This window comes from Pseudomonas saponiphila, from assembly GCF_900105185.1.
In the GTDB taxonomy this organism is placed as follows: domain Bacteria; phylum Pseudomonadota; class Gammaproteobacteria; order Pseudomonadales; family Pseudomonadaceae; genus Aquipseudomonas; species Aquipseudomonas saponiphila.
In genome coordinates this window covers 598,168-620,767 of the sequence record NZ_FNTJ01000002.1, presented here as the reverse complement: position 1 = coordinate 620,767, position 22,600 = coordinate 598,168, and the positions used below count along the sequence as shown (strand labels likewise).

The following is a 22,600-nucleotide window of genomic DNA, read 5'->3' as shown; positions in this document are numbered from 1 at the left end:
CGACCGGACAGGAGATAGCCGTCATGGCCTTGCTACAACTGGAGCGCATCAGCGCACAGTACCCCGGCGCCGCCGAACCGGTGCTGGCGGATATTTCCCTGACCCTGGGGCCACAGCAACTGCTGGTCGCCCTGGGTCCCTCCGGCAGCGGCAAGACCTCGCTGCTGAACCTGATTGCCGGCTTCGTCGACCCCAGCGCCGGGCGCATCAGCCTCGACGGCGTGCCGGTCAAGGGCCCCAGCGCCGAGCGCGGCGTGGTGTTCCAGGACGATGCCCTGCTGCCCTGGCAGGATGTGCTGGGCAACGTTGCCTTCGGCCTGCAACTGGCCGGCGTCGCCCGCGAACTGCGTGAAGCAAAGGCGCGGGAAATGCTCGCCCTGGTGGACCTGGCCGGCTTCGACCAACGCCGTATCTGGCAGCTTTCCGGTGGACAGAAACAGCGCGTGGGCCTGGCCCGCGCCCTGGCCGCCGACCCGCGAGTGCTGCTGATGGACGAACCCTTCGGCGCCCTGGATGCCTTCACCCGCGAGCAGATGCAGGAGCTGTTGCTGCAAGTCTGGCGGCGCACCGCCAAGCCGGTGTTCCTGATTACCCACGACATCGAGGAAGCGGTATTCCTCGCCACCGACCTGATCCTCCTGGCGCCCAACCCGGGACAGATCGTCGAACGCCTGAACCTGGACTTCGGCCAGCGCTACGCCGCCGGCGAGTCGGCCCGGGCGATCAAGTCCGACCCGCTGTTCATCGAAACCCGCGAACATGTGCTGTCCCGGGTGTTCTCCCAACGCAGCGCCACCCAGCAACAGGAGCGCCCATGAGCAGCTACGAGATTCCCGCCACTGCGACCCGCGACGCCAACCCGAAAGCACCACAAGCCGTGCGCCGCAGCCTGAGCACCCGCTGGATCAGCGTCCTGACCCTGGTCACCTTGCTGGCCCTGTGGTGGGCGGTCACCGCCAGCGGCCTGATCGAACCGCTGTTCCTGCCACCACCGGCCGCCGTGCTGCAAAAAGGCTGGTTGCTGGCCACCAGCGGCTACATGGATTCCACCCTCTGGCAGCACCTGGCGGCGAGCCTTGAACGCATCGGCCTGGCCCTGGGCTTTGCCGTGCTGACGGCCATTCCGGTGGGCATCGCCATCGGCGCCAACCGCGTTGCCCGCGGCGTGCTCGACCCGTTGATCGAGTTCTACCGGCCGATTCCGCCCCTGGCCTACCTGCCGCTGATCGTCATCTGGTGCGGTATCGGCGAGCTGTCCAAGGTGCTGCTGATCTACCTGGCGATCTTCGCCCCGATTGCCATCGCCACCGCCACCGGCGTGCGCACCGTCGACCCGGCCAAGCTGCGCGCCGCGCAGTCCTTGGGCGCCACCCGTGCGCAGTTGATTCGCCACGTGATCCTGCCCAGCGCCCTGCCGGACATTCTCACCGGCGTGCGCATCGGCCTGGGCGTGGGCTGGTCGACCCTGGTGGCGGCGGAGCTGATTGCCGCCACCAGCGGCCTGGGTTTCATGGTGCAATCCGCCGCGCAGTTCCTGGTCACCGATGTGGTGGTGCTGGGGATATTGGTGATTGCCCTGATCGCCTTTGCCATGGAGATGGGCCTGCGCGCCCTGCAACGCAAGCTGGTGCCCTGGCACGGCCAATCCCACTGACCACAACGGATCCCCTCTCCTGCGTAGGAGCTGGCTTGCCAGCGAAAAGGCCCTCAAGCCTCGGACCATCCTCTCGGCGGCCTGCGCCAGCGAGCGGAACGCCGCCCGGCTCCTGCACACAGCGAATACGAGAATGACCATGAGCCTGACCATTACCCCCTTAAGCTCCGCCCTCGGCGCCCAGATCAGCGGCGTCGACATCAGCCAGCCGCTCAGCGTCGAACAGCGCGACGCCATCGAGCAGGCGCTGCTCAACCATCAGGTGCTGTTCTTCCGCGACCAGCCGCTTACCCCACAGCAGCAGGCGCGCTTCGCCGCCCACTTCGGTGACCTGCACATTCACCCGATCTACCCCAATGTGCCAGAGCAGCCGGAAGTGCTGATTCTCGACACCGCCGAAACCGACGTGCGCGACAACGCCATCTGGCACACCGACGTGACCTTCCTGCCAACTCCGGCCCTGGGCGCGGTGCTCAGCGCCAAGCAGTTGCCGGCGTTCGGCGGCGATACCCTGTGGGCCAGCGGCATCGCTGCCTACGAGGCCTTGTCCGAGCCGCTGAAGCGCCTGTTGCAGGGCCTGACCGCGACCCACGAATTCATCAAGTCCTTCCCTCTGGAGCGCTTCGGCAACACCCCAGAAGACCTGGCGCGCTGGGAGGAAACCCGGCGCAAGAATCCGCCGCTGTCGCACCCGGTGATCCGCACCCACCCGGTGAGCGGGCGCCAGTCGCTGTTCGTCAACGACGGCTTCACCACCCGCATCAACGAACTGTCCGAGAGCGAAAGCGAGGCCATCCTCAAGCTGCTGTTCGCCCACGCCACCCGCCCGGAATTCACCATTCGCTGGCGCTGGCAGGAAAACGACGTGGCCTTCTGGGACAACCGCGTAACCCAGCACTATGCCGTGGACGACTACCGTCCCCAGCGCCGAGTCATGCACCGCGCGACCATTCTTGGGGATGTGCCGTTCTTTCGCTGAAACGCGGGGAGATGCTGCAGACCCCGGCCGCGCTGGATGAGCGAAGCCGGGGACAGCAGGCTATTTGACGCTGGCAGGCGCTTTTTTCTTGCGATTGCCGATATGAATCGCCTGGCCATTCACCGCCAACGCCGCCTCATGCAGGGCTTCGGACAGGGTCGGGTGGGAGAACACCATCATCCCCAGGTCTTCGGCGCTGGTGCCGAACTCCATGCCGATTGCACCTTGCTGGACCAGTTCCGCAGCGCCCGGCCCGATCACATGCACCCCAAGCACCCGGTCGGTGGCGGCGTCGGCAATCACCTTGACCAGCCCGGCGGTGTCGTTGGCGGCCATGGCGCGGCTGCTGGCGGAGAACGGGAAGGTGCCGATGTTCAACTCGATGCCCTGAGCCTTGAGGGCCTGTTCGGTCTGGCCGACCCAGGCGATTTCCGGATGGGTATAGATCACTGACGGAATCAGCGGGTAATTGAGCGGATGCTGATGCCCGGCAAGGCTCTCGGCGACCATCACCCCTTCCTCCGACGCCTTGTGCGCCAGCATCGGGCCGCGCACCACGTCGCCAATGGCGAACACCCCAGGCACGCTGGTCAGGCACTGGCCATCGACGTGGATGAAGCCGCGCTCATCCAGTTGCACGCCGCTGTCGGGAGCCAACAGGTCGGCGGTCAGGGGCCGACGCCCCACGGCGACGATCAGGCGATCGAAGGTCTGCTGCTTGTCCTCGCCGCCTTCGCTGAGGCTGACCGTGACGCTGTCGCCCTGCACTTCGCAGGCCGTCACCCGGGCCCCCAGGCGGATATCCAGGCCTTGCTTGCCGAGGATCTTCTGCGCCTCCTTGGCAATCTGTACGTCCACTGCCGGCAGGAAGCTGTCGAGGGCTTCGAGCACCGTCACTTCGGCGCCCAGGCGGGCCCAGACCGAGCCCAGTTCCAGGCCGATGACACCGGCGCCAATCACGCCGAGGCGCTGGGGCACGCGGGTGAATTCCAGGGCTCCGGTGGAGTCGACAATCACTGGGTCGGTCAGCGGCGCTGCGGCAATATCGATGGGCCGTGAGCCGGGGGCGAGGATGATGCTGGTGGCGCTGATGCGCTGGGTGCTGCCATCGGCCGCGGTGACTTGCACTTGCTTGTTGGCCAGCAGCTTGCCGTGACCTTCCAGCAGGGCCACGCCATTGGCCTTGAACAATGAGGCGATGCCAGCGTTGAAATTGCGCACCACGTTGTCCTTGCGCGCCAGCATGGCCGGCACATCGATCTGCGGGTTGCTGATGCCAATGCCGTGCACGGCAAAGCGGTTGCGCGCTTCATCATAGTGATGGGAGCTGTCCAGCAGCGCCTTGGAAGGAATGCAGCCGACATTGAGGCAGGTGCCACCCAGGGCAGTCTTGCCGTCCTTGCCCTTGTAGCGCTCGATACAGACCGTCTTCAATCCCAACTGCGCCGCCCGGATCGCCGCGACATAGCCGCCAGGACCCGCGCCGATCACGATCACATCGTATTGCTCATTCATAGGTTGTCGTCCTTCATGCAAACGAATTCGGCCACAGCCACCGTGGCCATGAGTGACGGCGCGGCGAACAGCCCAGGCGCCACGATCTGGTTACCGGTCTACGCCACGCACCCGCGGCAGGCCCTGATCGCGAAGGGTCGTCATCTGCGCTGCTACCGATCACGGACCGGCTAAAGACCTCGGTCGAGATGGGCTGTCGAGCTTGCAGCCGTGGCAGACATCTGCCTTTGGAATTTCGATCGACATACTAATATTATATTCATAATATTTTCAATACAAAGCCAATGTCATGGCCCGAGCAAAGCCCCCACCCAACCTGCGCAAAGCAAGCTTTGAAGCACCAGAGCAACAGCCCCCGGCAGATCACTCTGCCGGGGGCTGGATGAATTGCCGTCCGCCAACGCCGCTATTGCGCCAGCGAGGGTTTTTCCCACAGGTTGATCCGCCCCTCCTTGGCGAAATGATCGATCTGCGCCAGCTCCTCCACACTGAAACTCAGGTTCTGCAAGGCCCCGACGTTCTCGACGATCTGCTCGGGACGACTGGCACCGATCAAGGCCGAAGTCACCCGTGGATCGCGCAGGGTCCAGGCCAGGGCCAGTTGCGCCAGGCTCTGGCCGCGGTTCCTGGCGATCTCGTTGAGAGCCCGCACATGGGCCAGGTTGGCCTCTGACAGGTGCGAAGCCTGCAGCGAGCCGCCGCCCGGACGATTGACCCGCGCATCCTCGGGAATGCCATTGAGGTATTTATCGGTGAGCAGCCCCTGGGCCAGCGGAGTAAAGGCGATCACCCCCACGCCCAGCTCATCGGTGGTCTCCAGCAGGTCCTTCTCCACCCAGCGATTGAGCATGTTGTAAGCCGGCTGATGGATCAGCAGCGGTACCTTCCATTCCTTCAACAAGGCGGCGATTTCCCGGGTCTTCGCCCCGGAATAGGAGGAAATGCCGATGTACAAGGCCTTGCCCTGCTGCACCGCGGTGGCCAGGGCGCTGGCGGTTTCCTCCAGCGGCGTATCAGGGTCGAAGCGGTGGGAATAAAAGATATCCACATAATCCAGACCCAGGCGCTGCAGGCTCTGATCGAGGCTGGCCAGCACATACTTGCGCGAACCGCCGCCCTGCCCGTAAGGCCCGGGCCACATGTCCCAGCCGGCCTTGCTGGAGATGATCAGCTCATCTCGATAGGCCTTGAAGTCCTCCCGCAGCAGACGACCGAAATTGATCTCGGCGCTGCCGTAGGGCGGGCCGTAGTTGTTGGCCAGATCGAAGTGGTTGATTCCCAGGTCAAAGGCGGTGCGCAGCAAGGCCCGCTGGGTATCGATTGGCGTGCTGTCGCCAAAGTTGTGCCAAAGCCCCAGGGACAGCGCTGGCAGCACCAATCCACTGCGGCCGACACGGCGATAGGGGATGGAGTCGTAACGGTTTTCGGCAGCTATGTAGGTCATCGAATCCTCTCTGGGTCAGGTCTTTGCAAAACAACTAACGTCGATAAACACGCCCCGCAGGAGTCGGCTTGCCGGCGAACAGACCTTCAAGCCGCGCACCGCCCTCACCAGCACCTTCCCTGGCAAGCCAGTTCCTACAGTGACGCAAACTGATTCTTGGGCCGTGCCAGCCCCAGGTTTTCCCGCAACGTGCGGCCTTCATATTCAGTTCTGAACAGTCCGCGCCGCCGCAGTTCCGGGATCACCCCGTCGGCAAAATCCCGTAGGCCACCCGGCAGATGCGGCACCAGCACATTGAAACCATCGGCGGCGCCCTCCTCGAACCAGGCCTGCAGCTCGTCGGCAATCTGCGCCGGCGTGCCGATCAGGCTGTAGTGCCCACGGCCGCCGGCAATCTTGCGCCCCAGTTGGGCCAGAGTCAGGTTGTCCTTACCGGCCAGTTCGGTGAGCAACTGCTGACGACTTTGCTGCCCACTTTCGGTCAGCGGCAATGGCGGCAAAGGCCCATCCAGCGGAAAACCGGACAAATCGAAATTGCCCAGCATGCGTCCGAGCAGGGCCACCCCCACTTCGGGCTCCACCAGTGCCTGGAACGATTCGAATTTCTCCCGTGCCTGACTTTCGCTGTCGCCCACCACCACGAACACCCCGGGCATGATTTTCAGCGATTCCGTACTACGACCGTACTGCTTGAGACGCCCTTTCAGGTCCCCATAAAAGACTTGTGCAGCGGCCAGGGACGGTTGCGCGGTGAACACCACCTCGGCCGTCTGCGCCGCCAGGTCGCGGCCACTTTCCGAGGAGCCGGCCTGCACGATCACCGGGTAACCCTGCAGTGGGCGCGGCACATTCAAGGGCCCTTTGACCTGGAAGAATTCGCCGCGATGATCCAGTAAATGCTGCTTTTTCGGGTCGAAATACTCGCCACTGGCCTTGTTCCGGACGAAGGCGTCGTCCTCCCAACTGTCCCAGAGCCCGGTGACCACCTGATAGAACTCCCGGGCTCTGCGATACCGTTCGGCGTGCCCGAAATGCTCATCCCGAGCAAAATTCTGCGCTTCGGCGGCATTGTCCGACGTCACCAGGTTCCACCCCGCCCTGCCTCCTGAAAGATGGTCCAGCGAAGCGAATTTACGTGCTACGTGGTACGGTACGTTATAGCTCGTAGTAGTAGTGGCAATAAGCCCTATCCGCTCGGTCACGGCGGCCAGGGCCGATAGCAAAGTCAAGGGCTCGAAGTAATCGGAGCGCGCCATGCGGCTGGCAATGACGCCGGTAGGCGCTGCCAGGCTGTCGGCGACGAACAGCGCATCGAAGCGCGCGGCTTCGGCGATCTGCGCCAGTTCTTTATAGACCGCAAAATCCAGCCCTGCCTGGGCCGGAACCTGCGGATGCCGCCAGGCGGCAACGTGATGACCGGTGGCCATGAGAAAAGCGCCGAGCTTGAGCTGGCGAGTGGAACGAGACATGGATCACTCCTGGTTCATGCTGCAAAAGGAACACCCCAACACCCGCCGTAGGAGCTGGCTTGCCAGCGAAAGCAATCGCAAGACCTACGCCCATCTCGCAGCCCCCTTCACCAGCAAGCCGGCTCCTACAGTCGGGCAGGCATCAGAAGTCCTTGCGCAGCTGTACGCCGAAATAACGTTCGTCATCCCGGGGCACCGCGCGATAGATGTAGTTGCCGCCACTGGCCAATAGCGGCGAATAGGACTTGTCAGCCAGGTTCTTGCCCAGCAACGCCACGCGCCAGCCATCGTTGTAGTCGGCCAGGGCAATGCTGGCGTTCCAGATGCCGTAGGCGCCTTGCTTGGTGTCGAGGTTCTGGCTGATGTCGTACTGCACTTCGCTTTGCCAGCTGTAGTCGGTGCCCAGTTCGATATCCAGGCCGTTGTCCAGGGGAATGCTGTAGTCGGCCCGCACATAGCTTTTCCAATCCGGGCTGAAGGGCAACGGCTTGCCATTGACGTTGCAGGAGGCCGCCGCCCCCGCCGGGCAGGCGAATTCGTCGATCCGCGCCCGGGTGTAGGCCAGGGCTCCGGAGAGCTTCAGTTGCTGGGTGGCCTGCAAGGCGTAATCCAGCTCGACACCCTCGCTGCTGACGCTGCCGGCATTGATCAGGCGGGTCACCACCTGCCCGGCCACGGTGTCGAAGAAGTTGGCCTGGTAGTTGTCGTACTCGCTGTGGAACACCGCGAGGTTGGTGGTCAGACGATTGTTCCAGGTGCTGGCCTTGATCCCCGCCTCCCAGGTATTGGAGGTTTCGGGTTTCAGCGCGCCGGTGTCCCGCGGCTGCATGTTGAAGAACACGTTGTAGGCCGGGCCCTTGTAGCCGCGGGAATAGGTCAGGTAGCTGGTGACCGTGTCGCTGAGGTCGTATTGCAGGCCCAGGCGACCGGACCAGCCGTCCTCATCCACCGAGCCGGAACTCTGGGTGCCCGGCTGGATCCCGCTGACCGTGGTGGGTGAAGTCGACACCCGCCGGTGGTCGTATTTCAGGTCATCGTGGGTCCAGCGCAAACCGGCGATACCACGAAAGTCCCCGGTGAAGTTCAGGGTGCTCTCGCCAAACACGGCGTAGCTGTCGTTGGTGGTGCTGTAATCGGCGACGCCACGGTTGACGCTGGTGGTGGTGGTCAGGGTGCGCCGGTAGGTTTCCTCGTCCTTGCCGTGCATGTAGAACAGGCCGCCGACGTACTCCAGGAACTGCCCCTTGGGTGAGGCCAGGCGCAGCTCCTGCGAGTACTGGTTGTAGTCCAGGTCGCCCTTGTCGGCGGTCCCGGGAAACGCCGCGGTGACCGTGCCAAGACGGTCGCCATCCTGATACTGGGTGTTGTTCCAGCCACGCCAGGCGGTGATGGATGTCAGGGTGTAATCGCCGAGGTTCCAGTCCAGCTGGCCGGACAGGCCCTTGTTGATGTCGTCCACGTGGGTGCGGGTATCGGTGTTGATGTCGCGGTTGTCGCTGCTGGCCCGGACCGGGTTCAGGGCATTGGCGAAGGCCGGGGTCAGGGCCTTGCTCACCACGCCATTGGGTGCGTCGTCGTGGGCCTGCATGTAGTCCGCGGCCAGGGTGAACTTGAGATCCTCGCTGGGAGTGAACTCCAGCTTGCCGCGCACGCCCTTGCGGTTGTAGCCGTTGACCTCCTGGCCGTTGTGCAGGTTGTCCACATTGCCGTCGTAACTGCCGAACAAGGCGGTGACCGAACCCTTGAGGGTGTCGGGAATCAGGCTGCCGCCAATACCGAAACGGGTACGGCTTTCGTTGCCGCTGTAGTAGGACTGATCGATGTAACCGTGCGTCTCGGCGGAAGGCGCCTTGGTCACGATATTCAGCACCCCGGCCGAAGCGTTCTTGCCGAACAGGGTGCCCTGGGGACCCCGCAGCACCTCGATGCGCTCCAGGTCCAGCAGATCCAGGGTGGCCTGTCCGGGCCGCCCGTAGACCACGCCGTCGATCACGGTGGCCACCGTCGGTTCGACGCCCGGCGAGGTGGAAATAGTCCCCACGCCACGGATGAACAGCGAGGTGTCCTTGTTCGACGCCCCGGTACGGAAATTCAGCGACGGCACCTGCTGCACGATGCTCGCCACGCCGTTGCGGTTGTCCCGCTCCAACTGCTCGCCATCCACCACTGAAACCGCCACCGGCACCTTCTGCAGCGACTCTTCGCGGCGGGTGGCGGTGACGGTCACCGACTTCAGCGTCGGCTCCTGATCCTGTGCGCCAACTCCGCCGTCGACGGCGGCATGGGCCGCGGGCAACGGCAGGGCCGCCAGCCCCGCCAGCAACCAGCCCAGATGCGGCCGAGATGAAGTGGTGCCACGGATCGACCGCGCGAGTCTGTGCTGCTCCCCAAGAAAATTCTGCATGCTGCACCTGCTGGAAAATGCCCCGAACCGCTGCCGATCTGCGCCGGCAGTGCCTGAAATCTGTCTTGGACATTCGCTCGAGCGAGTAGCAGACATGACGCCTTGTTAGCGCTAACATCGCCAGTATCGACACGCTCTGCATAGAGCGTCAAATACTGAAAAATTACTTTTATATGCCTTTTTGTTCAGTCCAAGGAATGCCCTCATGACCACTGACCCAGCGCCTGGCCGCAAGCGCCGCGGCGCCGGCCGCGTGACCCTGAACACCGTGGCGCGCCAGGCCGGGGTCTCGGCGATCACCGTGTCGCGCTACTTCAACCAGCCCGAGAGCGTCTCTCCCGAACGTCGGGAACGCATCGCCGCCGTGGTGGCGGAACTCGGCTACGTGCCCAATCTGGTGGCCGGCGGCTTGGCCTCGGCCCGGGGCAGAATCGTCGCCATGGTCATTCCGAACATTTCCGGACCGATCTTCGCCCAGACCATCCAGGGCTTCAGCGACACCCTCAGCCGCCATGGCTATCAGTTGCTGCTGGCCTCCAGCTACTTCGACGAGAAACAGGAAGAGAGCGCGGTACGGGCCTTTCTCGGCTGGTCGCCGGCAGCCCTGGTGCTGACCAGCCACTTCCACAGCCCAGGCACGGAAAAGATGCTCGCCGAAACCGAGATCCCGCTGATCGAAACCTGGGACTACCAGCCACAGCGCCAGCCCATGCAGATCGGCTTTTCTCACTTTCAGGTCGGGGTCAGCGCGGTTCGCCACCTGCACGCCAAGGGCTACCGGCGCATTGCCTTCGTGCAGAACAGCGCCCCCGGCGACTACAGCGCCCTGGAGCGCCGCGACGGCTATCTCGCCACCCTGGAAGAGTTGGAATTGCCCCCCAGGGTGTTTGCCCCGGAACCCGACCTGCCCCCCTTCGAAGCAGGGAAACAGGCCATGCAGACCCTGATGAGCGCCTCACCGCGCCCCGACGCCATCATCTTCGCCAACGACAACCTGGCCGCCGGCGGCCTGCTGGCGGGGCAACGCGCCGGGCTGAAGATTCCCCAAGACTGCGCGGTGCTGGGCTTTGGCGACTACCCCTTTGCCCAGATGCTGCTGCCCAGCCTGAGCACCATCCAGCCACCGGCGCTGGAGATCGGCGTACTGGCCGCGACCCGGGTCCTGGAAAGCCTCGGGGTGCTGCCAACCCGCGCGCCAGTGCAGCGCCTGAACCTGCTGCAATGCCAGGTGATAGAGCGCGAAAGCACCTAGCCTCAGGCCGGCAGTTCGCGCAGCGCCGAGCACAATGCCGGAACGCGAACTCCGACTTGTCGGCGAAGATTTGCTCAAGCCTTGCACCGACCGCAAGCGAGCCGGTTTGCCGCCTATGCTCCATGAACAGGCCGGCAAACACCCCGAGCCGGCTGGCGCGACATCGTCCGACCGCTCCTGCAGGAGACGCTTTCCATGCACACCACCATCATCATCACCTTCGGCCTGATTCTGCTGGCACTGCTGCTGTTCATCGGCGAGCGGCTGGGCTTTTCCCGAGCGACATTGAGCTACGGATTTACCGGGTTGTGGCTGGCGTTGACGGTGATCAACGGCGCCGTGGGGATGGTCACCGCCCATCAGCCCCTGAGGTCGGAACTGATGGTCGGCAGTCTGGTGTTTGCCGTGCCGGTGCTGGCCCTGGTGCTCTACCTGCTGCTCACCAGGGCCTGAGCACCTGGCTCAGCGCACCAGATGCAGGAACTGCATGTGGCGTTCGTACTGGTCGAGGATGTCGTTGATGATCTGCTCCTTACTGTAGCCCATCAGATCGTAATCCTGACTGCCCTCGGCCAGATGCACTTCGGCCCGGTAGTAGCGGCGGTTGCGCAGCTCCTTCGGGCCCATGCCGCCACGGGCGAAAGACGGAGTGAAGTAGCCGCGCATCTGCACCTGGTAGATGAACGGGTGCTGATCGCCATGGCCGATCTCCAGGCTGACGCTGTCATTGGCCGGGTCGGGCTGGGTCACCACGTTCAGACCCTTCTCGGCGAACACCGCGGTCACCTCCTCGATGGCCGGGCGCACCGTCTGGTCGAGGAAGCGATACACCTCATCGCGGGACGGGAAATGCACCGCCTGGCTCAGGCGCTGGCGCCAGCCGCCCTTGCCCCGCCGCGAAGGCGCGACCGGCGCCAGAGAGTGCAGCTGGGCAATGCGCCGCTGCGATTCCAGGTAGAACGCCTTGTGCAGCCCCCACATCATCAGCAGCAGGATCAGCGAGAACGGCAGCGAGGTCAGCACCACCGCCGACTTCAGCGAGTCGATGCTGCCGGCGAACAACAGCGCGCTGGTGACCAGCGCGGTCATCGCGCCCCAGAACACCCGCAGCCATTTCGGCCCGTCTTCGTCGGCGTTGCCGCCCCTGGCCGACAGGGTCGAGAGCACCACGGTGCCGGAGTCCGCCGAAGTGACGAAGAACACGAAGCTGATGAACACCGTGACCGCGATCACGGTCTTGCTCCAGGGGTAGGTTTCCAGTAGCAGGTAAAGGGTCATCGAGGGGTTGTCGATGGCCGACAAGCCCAGGGCGCTCATGCCATGGTTGAGCACCTGGTCGATGGCGCTGTTACCGAAGATCGACATCCACGCCAGGGTGAAGCCCAGGGGAATCAGCAGCACGCCGAAGACGAACTCGCGGATGGTCCGGCCCCGGGAAATCCGCGCGATGAACAACCCCACGAACGGCGACCAAGCAATCCACCAGGCCCAGTAGAACACGGTCCAGCCGCCCAGCCAGTCACTGGGCTTGTTGTAGGCGTAGACATCGAAACTCTTGGTCGGCAACGCCCCCAGATAGTCCCCGAGGTTCTGGATCAGGGTGTTGAGCAAGTGCTGGGGCGGACCGGCGAACAGCACGAACAGCAGCAGCGCCACCGCTAGCAGCATGTTGATGTCGGACATCACCCGCACACCCTTGTCGACTCCGGACACCGCGACAATGATCGCCGCGCCCATCATCAGGGTGATCAGGCCAACCTGGATCCACTGGGTATGGGCAATGCCGAACAGGTAATCGAGACCGGAGTTCAAGTGCAGCACGCCAAAGCCCATGTCGGCGCCCAAGCCGAACACCGTGGCGATGATGCCGAAGCCGTCCACCGCGTAGCCGATGGGGCCGTTGATGCGCTTGCCGATCAGCGGATACAGCGCCGAACGCAGGGCCAGCGGCAGGTTATGCCGGTAGGCGAAATAGGCCAGGGCCATGCCGACGAAAGCGAACACCCCCCAGCCGTGCAGGCCCCAGTGCAGGAACAGCAACTGCATGCCCTGGCGCGCCGCCTCGGCGGTGCCGGCCTCGCCCTGAGGCGGTTGCAGCATGTGGGTCAGGGGTTCGGAAACGCAGAAGAAGAACAGGGTGATACTGATCCCGGCGGCGAACAGCATGCCGGCCCAGGACAGGTAACTGAACTCGGGTTCGTCGTGGTCGGCACCGAGCTTGATCTTGCCGTAGCCGGACAAGGCGGTGACCACCACGAAGACCAGGTACAGGGTCATGGCCAGCATGTAGTACCAGCCGACCGTATTGGCCGCCCAGTTCTGCGCGGCCAGGAGCCAGGCGCCGGCCTGTTCCGGCATGGAAATCACCACCACGCCGAAGATCAGGATAAAGCTCGCGGCGAAGTAGAACACCGGGGGGTTCATGCGAATCAGAGTATTCGCGGAGCTGGATGGCGCACTCATGATCGGTGCACCTCGAAGGGATGAAACATGGCTGAAATGTACGGACTCAGCAAAGGCAAGCCTCCTGTTGTGAGCGGGCAGCGAACCGCCGGTTTAACTTGAACGAGCGTTCAAGTTAAACATGGATAGGCGTTTCAGGACTAATCGCAGGGCTCAGCGGTACCGTTCAGTACGCTAGCTCAAGGAAGGGTATGACGGATGTCGAACGGAATCGTTCAGCAGAACAAAACGTCCCCCCTCCGTAGGAGCCGGCTTGCCGGCGAAAAGGCCCGCAAGATCTGCACCGCTCTCAGGGACGCCTTCGCTGGCAAGCCAGCTCCTACAGCAAGCGGCCGTGCACATTCCTGGGTAGGAGCCGGCTTGCCGGCGAAGAGGCCCGCAAGATCTGCACCGCTCTCAGGGGCGCCTTCGCTGGCAAGCCAGCTCCTACAGCAAGCGGCCGTGCACATTCCTGGGTAGGAGCCGGCTTGCCGGCGAAGAGGCCCGCAAGACCTGCATCGTTCTCGGGGACGCCTTCGCTGGCAAGCCAGCTCCTACTTCTGCGAGCCGTCGTCGTGCTGCAGGTTGGCCTGGGTCAGGTTGCAACCGGCCGGCACGCTGCGGGTCAGCCAGACGTTGCCGCCAATGGTCGAGCCCTTGCCGATGGTGATGCGCCCGAGAATGGTCGCGCCGGCGTAGATCACCACGTCATCCTCGACGATCGGGTGGCGCGGGTGACCCTTCTGCAACTGGCCGTCCTCGTCCGCCGGGAAGCGCTTGGCGCCCAGGGTTACCGCCTGGTAGATGCGCACCCGCTCGCCGATGATCGCGGTCTCGCCGATCACCACGCCGGTGCCGTGGTCGATGAAAAAACTGCGGCCGATCTGCGCCCCCGGGTGAATGTCGATGCCAGTGGCCGAGTGGGCGATTTCCGAGCTGATCCGCGCCAGCAACGGCAGGCCAGCGCGGTACAGATGATGCGCCAGGCGGTGGTGAATCACCGCCAGGATGCCCGGGTAGCACAGCAGCACTTCATCGACGCTGCGGGCCGCCGGGTCACCGTGGTAGGCGGCCAGCACGTCGGTGTCGAGCAACACCCGCAGGCCCGGCAGGGCCAGGGCGAAATCCTGGATCAGGCGAATCGCCTTGGCATCGACCTCGGCATCCGCCTCGCCGTTCTGCCGGGCCACATAACGCAGCTCCAGGCGCGCCTGGGCCAGCAACGAGTTGAGGGCGGCGTCCAGGGTGTGGCCGACGTAGAAGTCTTCACTCTCTTCACGCAGGTCCACCGGCCCCAGGCGCATGGGGAACAAGGCTCCGCACAGGGCCTCAAGGATCTCCGCCATGGCTGCTCGCGAGGGCAATTCACGGCCGCCCTGCTCGCCGCTGACCCGACCGTTGCGGGTACGCCACTGGTCACGGGCATCGCGCAGTTGGCCAACGATGGTCTGCAATTGCCAATGGCTGGAACGCTCGCTCACGATAAGACTCCTTACTCGGGCGGCCGGACAATCGGGCCGCGCAAACGGCGATCACTTTACGCCCCGCCAGGGCGGGGTTTAAGAACTAATTGTTCGGTTTACAATACTTTTTCGCATAAGCGATTGGCGGTTGCCCGGGCAAATATCGCTGCCTATAGTCCTTGCACCTTTCCTGTTCCGTGCGAACTCATGATCAAACAACAGCTTGCCCGCTTTCACCGTCTCGACCTGCTCGGGTCTACCACCGCCCTGGAAAAACTCGAACGCCTGTCGTCCTGGATCGGCCGCGATATCTACGTCAAGCGCGACGACACCACGCCCCTGGCCATGGGCGGCAACAAGCTGCGCAAACTCGAATACCTGGCCGCCGACGCCCTGGCCCAGGGCGCCGATACCCTGATCACCGCTGGCGCGATCCAGTCCAACCACGTGCGCCAGACTGCGGCCCTGGCCGCCAAGCTCGGCCTGGGTTGCGTGGCCCTGCTGGAAAACCCCATCGGCACCGAAGACCCCAGCTACCTGGGCAACGGCAACCGCCTGCTGCTGGAGTTGTTCGACGCCAAGGTCGAGCTGGTGGAGAACCTCGACCAGGCCGACGAACAGTTGCAGGCACTGGCCGCGCGCCTGCGCAGCAACGGCAAGAAACCCTACCTGGTGCCCATCGGCGGCTCCAACGCCTTGGGGGCCCTGGGTTACGTAAGGGCTGGCCTGGAGCTGGCCCAGCAGATCGAAGACAGCGGCCTGGAATTCGCCGCGGTGGTCCTGGCCTCCGGCAGCGCCGGCACCCACAGTGGCCTGGCCCTGGCCTTGAGCGAAGTGCTGCCGCAGTTGCCGGTGATCGGCGTGACCGTCTCGCGCAGCGACGAAAATCAGCGGCCCAAGGTCCAGGGCCTGGCCGAACGCACCGCCGAGCTGCTGGGGGTCACCCTGCCGGACAGCTTCAACGTGCAACTGTGGGACGAATACTTCGCCCCCCGTTACGGCGAACCCAATGCCGGCACCCTGGCCGCGGTCAAATTGCTGGCCAGCCAGGAAGGCCTGTTGCTGGACCCGGTGTACACCGGCAAGGCCATGGCCGGCCTGCTGGATGGCGTTGGCCGCCAGCGTTTCAACGATGGCCCGATCATCTTCCTGCACACCGGTGGCGCCCCGGCGCTGTTCGCCTACCCCGGCGCCTTCGCCTGAACTGCAGAAGCCGGCTTGCCGACGAAGAGGCCCACAAGCCTTGCGTCGCCCTCACGGACGCCTTCGCTGGCAAGCCAGCTCCTACGCAGGGGACACAGCACAGATTTCTGTAGGAGCCGGCTTGCCGGCGAAGAGGCTCGCTGGCCTTGCGTCGTCCTCTCGGACGCCTTCGCTGACAAGCCAGCTACCACAAAGGGGATTGACCAAAGGAAACCAAACAAAAACGAATAACAAAGTGAATTTATATTATTTTTAATCCTATCAACGTCGCCTTATAGTCGCGCCGCAGGCTGATTTGGCAAAAGACGCATACGCTGCATTAAGGCAGGATAAGGCGTCACTCTCGGCTCACCGATTGGCCTGCATCTCCCACCCGCATCGTGCATAAGAACATCACAGGGGCTTGTCATGAATTTTTCCGTACTGCGTCGCAATCTGCTGATTGGCACACTGGGCCTGGCCCTCGGTGCCGGACTGATGGGACAAGCGGTTGCCGGCGAGCAACTGCAGAAGATCAAGGATGCAGGCGTGATCAACGTCGGCCTGGAAGGCACCTACCCACCCTTCAGCTATGTCGATGAAAACGGCAAGCTGGCCGGCTTCGAAGTGGAATTCTCCGAGGCCCTGGCGAACAAGCTCGGGGTCAAGGTCAAGCTGCAGCCGACCAAGTGGGACGGCATTCTCGCGGCCCTGGAATCCAAGCGCCTGGACGCGGTGATCAACCAGGTGACCATCTCTGAAGAGCGCAAGAAAAAGTACGACTTCTCCACCCCCTACACCATCTCCGGGATCCAGGCCCTGACCCAGAAAAAGGACGAAGGCAAGTTCAAGACGGCCGCCGACCTGGGTGGCCACAAGGTCGGCGTGGGCCTGGGCACCAACTACGAGCAATGGCTCAAGGACAACGTGCCGAACGCCATCATCAAGACCTACGACGATGATCCGACCAAATACCAGGACCTGCGCGTAGGCCGTATCGACGCCATTCTGGTGGACCGCCTGGCGGCCTTCGAACTGATCAAGAAAACCAAGGACACCCTGGTAGTTTCCGGCGAACCCTTCTCCCGCCAGGAAGCCGGTGTTGCCCTGCGCAAGGGCGAGCCTGAACTGCTGGCCGCAGTGAACAAGGCGATCGAAGAGCTGCGGGCCGATGGCACGCTGAAAAAACTCTCGGAGAAATACTTCAACGCTGACGTCACTCAATAATGGAAGCAGGCCTGCAACTGGCGCTGGATTCAGCGCCATTTCTCCTCAAGGGCGCGTATTACACAGTGATCCTCAGCCTCGGCGGCATGTTCTTCGGACTGCTGCTGGGCTTTGGCCTGGCCTTGATGCGCCTGTCCCGCTTCAAGCTGGTGAGCTGGATTGCCCGGGTCTACGTGTCGTTCTTTCGTGGCACACCGCTTTTGGTGCAGCTGTTCGTGATCTATTACGGCCTGCCGCAACTGGGGCTGGAACTGGACCCACTGCCCGCCGCGCTGATCGGCTTCTCCCTGAACATGGCGGCCTACGCCTGTGAAATCCTTCGGGCTGCCATCGGTTCCATCGAACGCGGTCAATGGGAAGCGGCCGCCAGCATCGGCATGACCCGGGCCCAGACCCTGCGCCGGGCGATCCTCCCGCAAGCCATGCGCACGGCCCTGCCGCCGCTGGGCAACAGCTTCATTTCCCTGGTCAAGGACACCGCCCTGGCCGCCACCATCCAGGTACCGGAACTGTTCCGCCAGGCGCAGCTGATTACTGCCCGTACCTTCGAAATATTCACCATGTATCTTGCCGCCGCGCTGATCTACTGGATTCTCGCCAGCGTGCTCGCGCACCTGCAGAACCGTCTGGAACAGCGGGTCAATCGGCACGACCAGGAGTCTTGAAACCATGATCGTGGTGGAAAAACTGACCAAGCAGTTCAAGGGCCAGACGGTGCTCAATGGCATCGACCTGCAGGTCAAGGAAGGCGAGGTGGTCGCCATCATCGGCCCCAGCGGTTCGGGCAAGACCACCTTCCTGCGCTGCCTGAACTTTCTTGAAGAACCGACCAGCGGACGCATCCGCATCGGCGACATCGCCATCGACAGCAACATCCCCCTGAGCCAGCAGCAGGGGCGGATACGCCAATTGCGCCAGCACGTGGGTTTCGTGTTCCAGAACTTCAACCTGTTCCCCCACCGCACCGCCCTGGAAAACGTCATCGAGGGCCCGCTGGTGGTGAAGAAAACCCCACGGGAGCAAGCCCTGGCCCTGGGCCGCAAGCTATTGGCCAAGGTTGGCCTGGCGGGCAAGGAAGACAGCTACCCCAGGCGCCTGTCCGGTGGTCAGCAACAGCGGGTGGCGATTGCCCGAGCCCTGGCCATGGAACCCGGAGTGATCCTGTTCGACGAGCCGACCTCGGCCCTGGACCCGGAACTGGTGGGCGAAGTCCTGGCCACCATCCGTAGCCTGGCCGAAGAGAAACGCACCATGGTCATCGTCACCCACGAAATGGGCTTTGCCCGGGACGTGGCCAACCGGGTGATCTTCTTCGACAAGGGGGTGATCGTCGAACAGGGCGAAGCCAAGGCGCTGTTCGCCAACCCCCAGCACGAGCGCACCCGACAGTTTCTCAGCAAGTTTCTCCAGCACGGCCAGTCCCCCGCCTGACACCCCCGTAGGAGCCGGCTTGCCGGCGAAGAGGCCCTCAAGCCTTGCACCGCCCTCGCGGGCGCCTTCGCTGGCAAGCCAGCTCCTACAGCAGACCCGCCCCCTCACCACAATTCCCGTAGGAGCCGGCTTGCCGGCGAAGAGGCCCTCAAGCCTTGCAATGCCCTCGCGGGCGCCTTCGCTGGCAAGCCAGCTCCTACGTGCAGATACAGGTGGTTTTGGGGGGCCATTCGTCGCCAGAACCACGGCCGTAGAAGCACTCTAAGGCCTTGATCCATAACGCCTGCGGGCTCCGATTCAACCCTTCTATTCATATTCCTAAAAGTTAGTTTATTTAATTTTTATACGCGCATAGGGTATATGCACCGGACCACCGGACATTCTTGATTCTGATTTCGCCGCACAACGCGGCCTATCCAAAAGATGTGAGGTAGGTATGGTCCGGAACACAATCACCCCAGTGCAGATCGCCAGGGCATTGCGTGCAGCCAAGGAGTGGCGCTGATGTCCAGTCTGATCGAAGCCCAGGTCCAGAGTGACCTGGATATTGCTCCCCTTTTGCTGCCCGCTCGGGTACTGCGCAACGACGCCGAAGCCCTTCAGGCTGCCCATGAACTGGCCGACGCAGCCCGTCAGCAAGCCGCCCAACGCGACCGTCAGCGCAAGCTGCCCTGGGCGCAGATCGAACAATTCACCCGCAGCGGCCTGGGCAGCATTTCCGTGCCCCGCGCCTACGGCGGGCCACAGGTGTCCTTCGTCACCCTGGCCGAAGTCTTCGCCATCGTTTCCGCGGCCGACCCGGCCCTGGGACAGATCCCGCAGAACCAGTTCGGCATCCTCGGCCTGATCCTCGGCTGCGGCACCGAGCGGCAAAAGAAACAGCTGCTGCAAAGCGTTCTGGAAGGCTGGCGCATCGGCAATGCCGGCCCGGAACGTGGCACCAAGAACACCCTGGAACTCAAGGCGCGAATCACCAAAGATGCCGACGGCCATGTGCTCAACGGCCAGAAGTTCTACTCCACCGGCGCGCTGTTCGCCCACTGGGTGGCGGTCAAGGCGCTGAACGAAGAAGGCCGCCAGGTACTGGCCTTCGTCCGTCGCGGCACACCAGGCCTGCGTATCGTCGACGACTGGTCGGGCTTCGGTCAGCGCACCACCGCCAGCGGCACCATCCTGCTCAACGATGTGCGGGTCGAGTCCGAGCTGGTGCTGGACAACTGGCGGATCAACGAGTCGCCGAATATCCAGGGCGCGGTGTCGCAACTGATCCAGGCCGCCATCGATGCCGGCATCGCCCGGGAAGCCGTGGCCGACGCCATCGCCTTTGTCCGTGAACGCTCCCGCCCGTGGATCGACGCCAACGTCGAGCGCGCCAGCGACGACCTGTACGTGATCGCCGACATTGGCAAGTTGCAGATCGAACTGCACGCCGCCGAGGCCCTGCTGCGCAAGGCCGGGCAGGTGCTGGACCAGGTCAGCGCGGCGCCGATCACCGCCGAGTCCGCGGCCCGCGCCTCGATCGCCGTGGCTGCGGATTTCGGTGAACGTGACCGAGCGTTTCGCTAATACGTGACCGGTGCTTCCACCCCGGTTGCGCGGGTTCTGGATTGTAATCGCATCGGTCACGATGCGGCTTGTTCCTCGGCTTTTTTTCGGCGCAGCGACTCGCCTTTCATCGTCAGTCGGTAGGCGTTGTGCACCAGGCGGTCGAGGATGGCATCGGCCAGGGTCGGGTCGTTGATCCAGCCGTGCCAGTGCTCGATGGGCAGTTGGCTCGTCAGGATGGTGGAGCGGCTGCCAGCGCGGTCGTCGATCACCTCCAGCAGGTCATGCCGGGCTCCTTCCTCCAGCGGGGCTAGCGCCCAGTCGTCCAGCACCAGGACGTCGACCTTTGCCAGCTGTTGCAGGGTACGGCCGAAGCTGCCGTCGCCATGAGCGATGCGCAGTTGTTCCAGCAGGCGCGGGGTGCGCAGGTACAGGGTGCTATAGCCCTGGCGGCAGGCCTGGTTGCCCAGGGCGCAGGCCAGCCAGGTTTTGCCGGCACCGGTCGGGCCGGTCAGCAGCAGGTTGTGCTGCTGGCGGATCCAGTCGCCACTGGCCAGGGTGGCGATCAGACGCTCGTCCAGGGCGCGTCCGGTGCGGCGGTCGAGATCTTCCAGGCAGGCGTTGGCGTACTTGAGCTTGGCCTTCTTGCGCAGCCGTACCAGGCGCTGGTTGTCACGCCAGGCCAGTTCGCGGTCGAGCAGTAGGCCGAGGCGTTCATCGAAGCTCAGGCTGTGGCTGGCCGGCAGCGTCCATTGCTCTTCCAGGGCGCGGGCCATGCCGTCCAGGCGTAGCTGGTGCAGTTGATTCAGGGTGTGTTGCGGCATCATCGAACAGCTCCTGTTGCGGGGGTTGGTAGTAGTCGGCGCCACGGACGTTCTCGTGGTCGCCGGGTAAGGTCGTTTCGGCGGCACGCTGGGGCAGCGGCTGTTGATCCAGGCCTTGCTGGAGCAGGTTGCGCACGCTGCGCCCGGTGAAGGCGCGCAGGTGTACGGCACGTTCGGCAGCGGCTTCCAGGCGTGCATTGCCATAGCGCCGGGCCAGCGAGAGCAGGCCGAGGCAGGCGCGGTAGCCCATCTCCGGGTGCGGCTTGTGGGTCAGTTGGTGATCGATCAGTTGGCGCGTGTAGGGGCCGATCCGCGCGCCCCAGTCGAGCAGGCGTTGTGGCGTCCATTCGCGATGCGCCTGGTGCGCCGCGGGCATGTGCTCGCGCTGGGTACTGTAAGCGCCGCGTCGCCCCAGCAGCAGGTGGCTGGCCACCCGCCGGTTGCCATGCAGCACTTCCAGGGTGTGTGCCGTCAGTCGCACGTCCACGTTCTGCCGGGCCAGGGCGGAGGGCACGCTGTAGAAGCTGCCATTGACCTCGATGTGGTAGTCGATGCTGACCTTGCAGCGCTTGAAGGTGGCGACCTCGTAGGGATGCACCGGCAGCGCTCGCAAGGCCGGGCGATCCAGGCGCTCGAACCAGTCGCGCCGGCAGCCATCGAGCCGCTTGAACGGGCGCCGATTCAGATCCTCCAGCAGCTCGGCGATGGCCTGGTTAAGCGCATGCAGGCTGAAGAACTGCCGATGGCGCAGCCGCGCCATGATCCAGCGCTCGACCACCTGCACCGCCACCTCGGCCTTGGCCTTGTCCTGAGGCTTGCGTGGCCGTGCCGGCAGGATCACCGTCTGGTAATGACGCGCGCACTCCAGCGTGGCCCGGTTCAGGCCCGGCTCGTAGCGATCCGGCTGGGCGACCAGGGCGCGCGGATTGTCCGGCACAACCATTTCCGGCACGCCGCCAAAGTAGGTCAGAGCCTGGCCCAGCGAGGTCAGCCAGTCCACCTGGGTTTCGCCTGGCGTCGCGCAGGCATAGGTGTAATTCGAGGCGCCCAGGGCGGCGACGAAGATGTGCGCCCGGCGCACTTCGCCGGTGGCCGGGTCGACCACCGGCAGCGTCGGCCCGGCATAGTCGATGAATAGCTTCTCGCCCGCACGGTGCAGCTGACGCATCGAACGTTTGAGCGTCTGGGCGTAGCGCCGGTAGTGCTCGACGAACTGGGTGTAGCGGTAGGTCGGCTGGCCCGCATGCGCGGCGAGATATTCCTCCCACAGCAGCTGCAAGGTCACGCCCTTGCGTCGCAACTCGCGGTGGATGCTCAGCACATCGGGCAGCACTCGCTCACCGCGCGGCTTGTTCGTCGACGTCGGTGCAAACAAGGCGGCCGCCAGCGCGGCCTCGTCCATGGCCACCAGCGCCGGCCAGTCCAGCCCGGCCACCCGCGCCGCCGCGATGTACTTGCTAACCACGCCCTTGGACAGCTGCAAGGCACGGGCAATCTTCTCGTGGGACAAGCCGGCCTCAAACTTGAGGCGCAGACATTCTTTGATGTTTCGCATGGCTACTCGCGGCGCCGCCATCTTCCTCTCCCGAAATCGGTCGAGGATGGCGGCGCATCAGGTCATGCGCAACGAAGGGGAAGGCTTTCGCTAAGTCGTGACCGGCGATTTCGGTAAGCCGTGACCACCTGTTTCGGAACAGGCGGAAAATCGGTCACGTTGCTACCGAAATGAGCGGTCACGCGTTAGCGAAATGACCGGTCACGATCAACCG

At 63.9% G+C, this 22,600-nt stretch carries 17 protein-coding genes and 1 pseudogene; 10 read left to right on the top strand and 8 right to left on the bottom strand.

What is annotated here, in order from left to right:
* The first annotated feature begins 23 nt into the window (after window positions 1-23).
* The 3 genes from tauB to tauD all read left to right on the top strand — a co-directional run bounded on the left by tauB (window position 24) and on the right by tauD (window position 2,633).
* The gene (tauB, locus tag BLV47_RS24740) at window positions 24-818 is read left to right on the top strand and encodes a taurine ABC transporter ATP-binding subunit (RefSeq protein WP_092318605.1); all 795 of its coding nucleotides are present in this window, start codon (window positions 24-26) and stop codon (window positions 816-818) included.
* Window positions 815-1,654: a taurine ABC transporter permease TauC gene (gene tauC, locus BLV47_RS24735; RefSeq protein WP_092318603.1), complete on the top strand. Its 840-nt coding sequence runs from the start codon at window positions 815-817 to the stop codon at window positions 1,652-1,654. The genes tauB and tauC overlap by 4 nt, the downstream gene beginning before the upstream one ends.
* A gap of 139 nt (window positions 1,655-1,793) precedes the next feature.
* Window positions 1,794-2,633 (top strand): taurine dioxygenase, encoded by an 840-nt coding sequence (gene tauD, locus BLV47_RS24730; RefSeq protein ID WP_092320564.1) that lies wholly within the window; start codon window positions 1,794-1,796, stop codon window positions 2,631-2,633.
* 60 nt (window positions 2,634-2,693) lie between these two features.
* On the opposite strand, the gene lpdA is transcribed toward tauD, so the two are convergent.
* The 4 genes from lpdA to BLV47_RS24710 form a co-directional block, all read right to left on the bottom strand.
* Complete coding sequence (gene lpdA / locus BLV47_RS24725) at window positions 2,694-4,148, bottom strand: dihydrolipoyl dehydrogenase (protein ID WP_092318601.1); 1,455 nt, start codon at window positions 4,146-4,148, stop codon at window positions 2,694-2,696.
* Between the two features lie 406 nt (window positions 4,149-4,554).
* The gene (mgrA, locus tag BLV47_RS24720; RefSeq protein WP_092318600.1) at window positions 4,555-5,592 is read right to left on the bottom strand and encodes an L-glyceraldehyde 3-phosphate reductase; all 1,038 of its coding nucleotides are present in this window, start codon (window positions 5,590-5,592) and stop codon (window positions 4,555-4,557) included.
* Between the two features lie 134 nt (window positions 5,593-5,726).
* Window positions 5,727-7,061: an LLM class flavin-dependent oxidoreductase gene (locus tag BLV47_RS24715; protein ID WP_092318598.1), complete on the bottom strand. Its 1,335-nt coding sequence runs from the start codon at window positions 7,059-7,061 to the stop codon at window positions 5,727-5,729.
* Between the two features lie 142 nt (window positions 7,062-7,203).
* A complete protein-coding gene (locus tag BLV47_RS24710; protein ID WP_092318596.1) occupies window positions 7,204-9,465 on the bottom strand; it encodes a TonB-dependent receptor in 2,262 nt (753 codons plus the stop codon).
* 205 nt (window positions 9,466-9,670) lie between these two features.
* Between BLV47_RS24710 and BLV47_RS24705 the strand changes: the two genes are divergently transcribed.
* Together BLV47_RS24705 and BLV47_RS24700 are read left to right on the top strand one after the other, a co-directional pair.
* Window positions 9,671-10,717, top strand: coding sequence for a LacI family DNA-binding transcriptional regulator (locus BLV47_RS24705; protein WP_092318594.1), 1,047 nt, complete (start codon window positions 9,671-9,673; stop codon window positions 10,715-10,717).
* A 195-nt stretch (window positions 10,718-10,912) separates the two neighbouring features.
* Window positions 10,913-11,170, top strand: a complete 258-nt coding sequence (locus BLV47_RS24700) for a hypothetical protein (protein WP_092318592.1) — start codon at window positions 10,913-10,915, stop codon at window positions 11,168-11,170.
* Between the two features lie 9 nt (window positions 11,171-11,179).
* Here BLV47_RS24700 and betT read toward each other — a convergent pair whose 3' ends face one another.
* Window positions 11,180-13,141 (bottom strand): choline transporter BetT, encoded by a 1,962-nt coding sequence (betT, locus tag BLV47_RS24695; RefSeq protein ID WP_167365730.1) that lies wholly within the window; start codon window positions 13,139-13,141, stop codon window positions 11,180-11,182.
* A 572-nt stretch (window positions 13,142-13,713) separates the two neighbouring features.
* Window positions 13,714-14,640, bottom strand: coding sequence for a serine O-acetyltransferase EpsC (gene epsC, locus BLV47_RS24690; protein ID WP_092318588.1), 927 nt, complete (start codon window positions 14,638-14,640; stop codon window positions 13,714-13,716).
* A gap of 189 nt (window positions 14,641-14,829) precedes the next feature.
* Here epsC and BLV47_RS24685 point away from each other — a divergent pair, with 189 nt between their 5' ends.
* The 5 genes and pseudogenes from BLV47_RS24685 to BLV47_RS24665 all read left to right on the top strand — a co-directional run.
* On the top strand, window positions 14,830-15,825 hold the full coding sequence (locus tag BLV47_RS24685; RefSeq protein ID WP_092318586.1) for a D-cysteine desulfhydrase: 996 nt from the start codon (window positions 14,830-14,832) through the stop codon (window positions 15,823-15,825).
* A 408-nt stretch (window positions 15,826-16,233) separates the two neighbouring features.
* Window positions 16,234-17,031 (top strand): cystine ABC transporter substrate-binding protein, encoded by a 798-nt coding sequence (tcyJ, locus tag BLV47_RS24680; RefSeq protein WP_092318584.1) that lies wholly within the window; start codon window positions 16,234-16,236, stop codon window positions 17,029-17,031.
* Complete coding sequence (tcyL, locus tag BLV47_RS24675; protein WP_092318582.1) at window positions 17,031-17,696, top strand: cystine ABC transporter permease; 666 nt, start codon at window positions 17,031-17,033, stop codon at window positions 17,694-17,696. The genes tcyJ and tcyL overlap by 1 nt, the downstream gene beginning before the upstream one ends.
* A gap of 4 nt (window positions 17,697-17,700) precedes the next feature.
* On the top strand, window positions 17,701-18,462 hold the full coding sequence (gene tcyN / locus BLV47_RS24670; RefSeq protein ID WP_092318580.1) for an L-cystine ABC transporter ATP-binding protein TcyN: 762 nt from the start codon (window positions 17,701-17,703) through the stop codon (window positions 18,460-18,462).
* A gap of 504 nt (window positions 18,463-18,966) precedes the next feature.
* A pseudogene (locus BLV47_RS24665) lies at window positions 18,967-19,992 on the top strand (SfnB family sulfur acquisition oxidoreductase); the annotation flags it as partial.
* Window positions 19,993-20,084: 92 nt separating this feature from the next.
* On the opposite strand, the gene istB reads toward BLV47_RS24665, so the two are convergent.
* Window positions 20,085-20,834: an IS21-like element IS1474 family helper ATPase IstB gene (istB, locus tag BLV47_RS24660; protein ID WP_062838242.1), complete on the bottom strand. Its 750-nt coding sequence runs from the start codon at window positions 20,832-20,834 to the stop codon at window positions 20,085-20,087.
* Window positions 20,722-22,407 (bottom strand): IS21 family transposase, encoded by a 1,686-nt coding sequence (gene istA / locus BLV47_RS24655; protein WP_062838241.1) that lies wholly within the window; start codon window positions 22,405-22,407, stop codon window positions 20,722-20,724. The genes istB and istA overlap by 113 nt, the downstream gene beginning before the upstream one ends.
* Window positions 22,408-22,600: the final 193 nt, after the last annotated feature.

What these genes read in the sequence shown, in the direction of transcription:
- tauC (WP_092318603.1), top strand. Translation starts at nt 815, where the DNA reads ATGAGCAGCTACGAGATTCCCGCCACTGCGACCCGCGACGCCAACCCG.
- mgrA (WP_092318600.1), bottom strand. Translation starts at nt 5,592, where the DNA reads ATGACCTACATAGCTGCCGAAAACCGTTACGACTCCATCCCCTATCGC.
- lpdA (WP_092318601.1), bottom strand. Translation starts at nt 4,148, where the DNA reads ATGAATGAGCAATACGATGTGATCGTGATCGGCGCGGGTCCTGGCGGC.
- tcyN (WP_092318580.1), top strand. Translation starts at nt 17,701, where the DNA reads ATGATCGTGGTGGAAAAACTGACCAAGCAGTTCAAGGGCCAGACGGTG.
- BLV47_RS24700 (WP_092318592.1), top strand. Translation starts at nt 10,913, where the DNA reads ATGCACACCACCATCATCATCACCTTCGGCCTGATTCTGCTGGCACTG.
- istB (WP_062838242.1), bottom strand. Translation starts at nt 20,834, where the DNA reads ATGATGCCGCAACACACCCTGAATCAACTGCACCAGCTACGCCTGGAC.
- BLV47_RS24705 (WP_092318594.1), top strand. Translation starts at nt 9,671, where the DNA reads ATGACCACTGACCCAGCGCCTGGCCGCAAGCGCCGCGGCGCCGGCCGC.
- istA (WP_062838241.1), bottom strand. Translation starts at nt 22,407, where the DNA reads ATGGCGGCGCCGCGAGTAGCCATGCGAAACATCAAAGAATGTCTGCGC.
- tauD (WP_092320564.1), top strand. Translation starts at nt 1,794, where the DNA reads ATGAGCCTGACCATTACCCCCTTAAGCTCCGCCCTCGGCGCCCAGATC.
- BLV47_RS24710 (WP_092318596.1), bottom strand. Translation starts at nt 9,465, where the DNA reads ATGCAGAATTTTCTTGGGGAGCAGCACAGACTCGCGCGGTCGATCCGT.
- tauB (WP_092318605.1), top strand. Translation starts at nt 24, where the DNA reads ATGGCCTTGCTACAACTGGAGCGCATCAGCGCACAGTACCCCGGCGCC.
- BLV47_RS24715 (WP_092318598.1), bottom strand. Translation starts at nt 7,061, where the DNA reads ATGTCTCGTTCCACTCGCCAGCTCAAGCTCGGCGCTTTTCTCATGGCC.
- betT (WP_167365730.1), bottom strand. Translation starts at nt 13,141, where the DNA reads ATGAACCCCCCGGTGTTCTACTTCGCCGCGAGCTTTATCCTGATCTTC.
- BLV47_RS24685 (WP_092318586.1), top strand. Translation starts at nt 14,830, where the DNA reads ATGATCAAACAACAGCTTGCCCGCTTTCACCGTCTCGACCTGCTCGGG.
- tcyL (WP_092318582.1), top strand. Translation starts at nt 17,031, where the DNA reads ATGGAAGCAGGCCTGCAACTGGCGCTGGATTCAGCGCCATTTCTCCTC.
- tcyJ (WP_092318584.1), top strand. Translation starts at nt 16,234, where the DNA reads ATGAATTTTTCCGTACTGCGTCGCAATCTGCTGATTGGCACACTGGGC.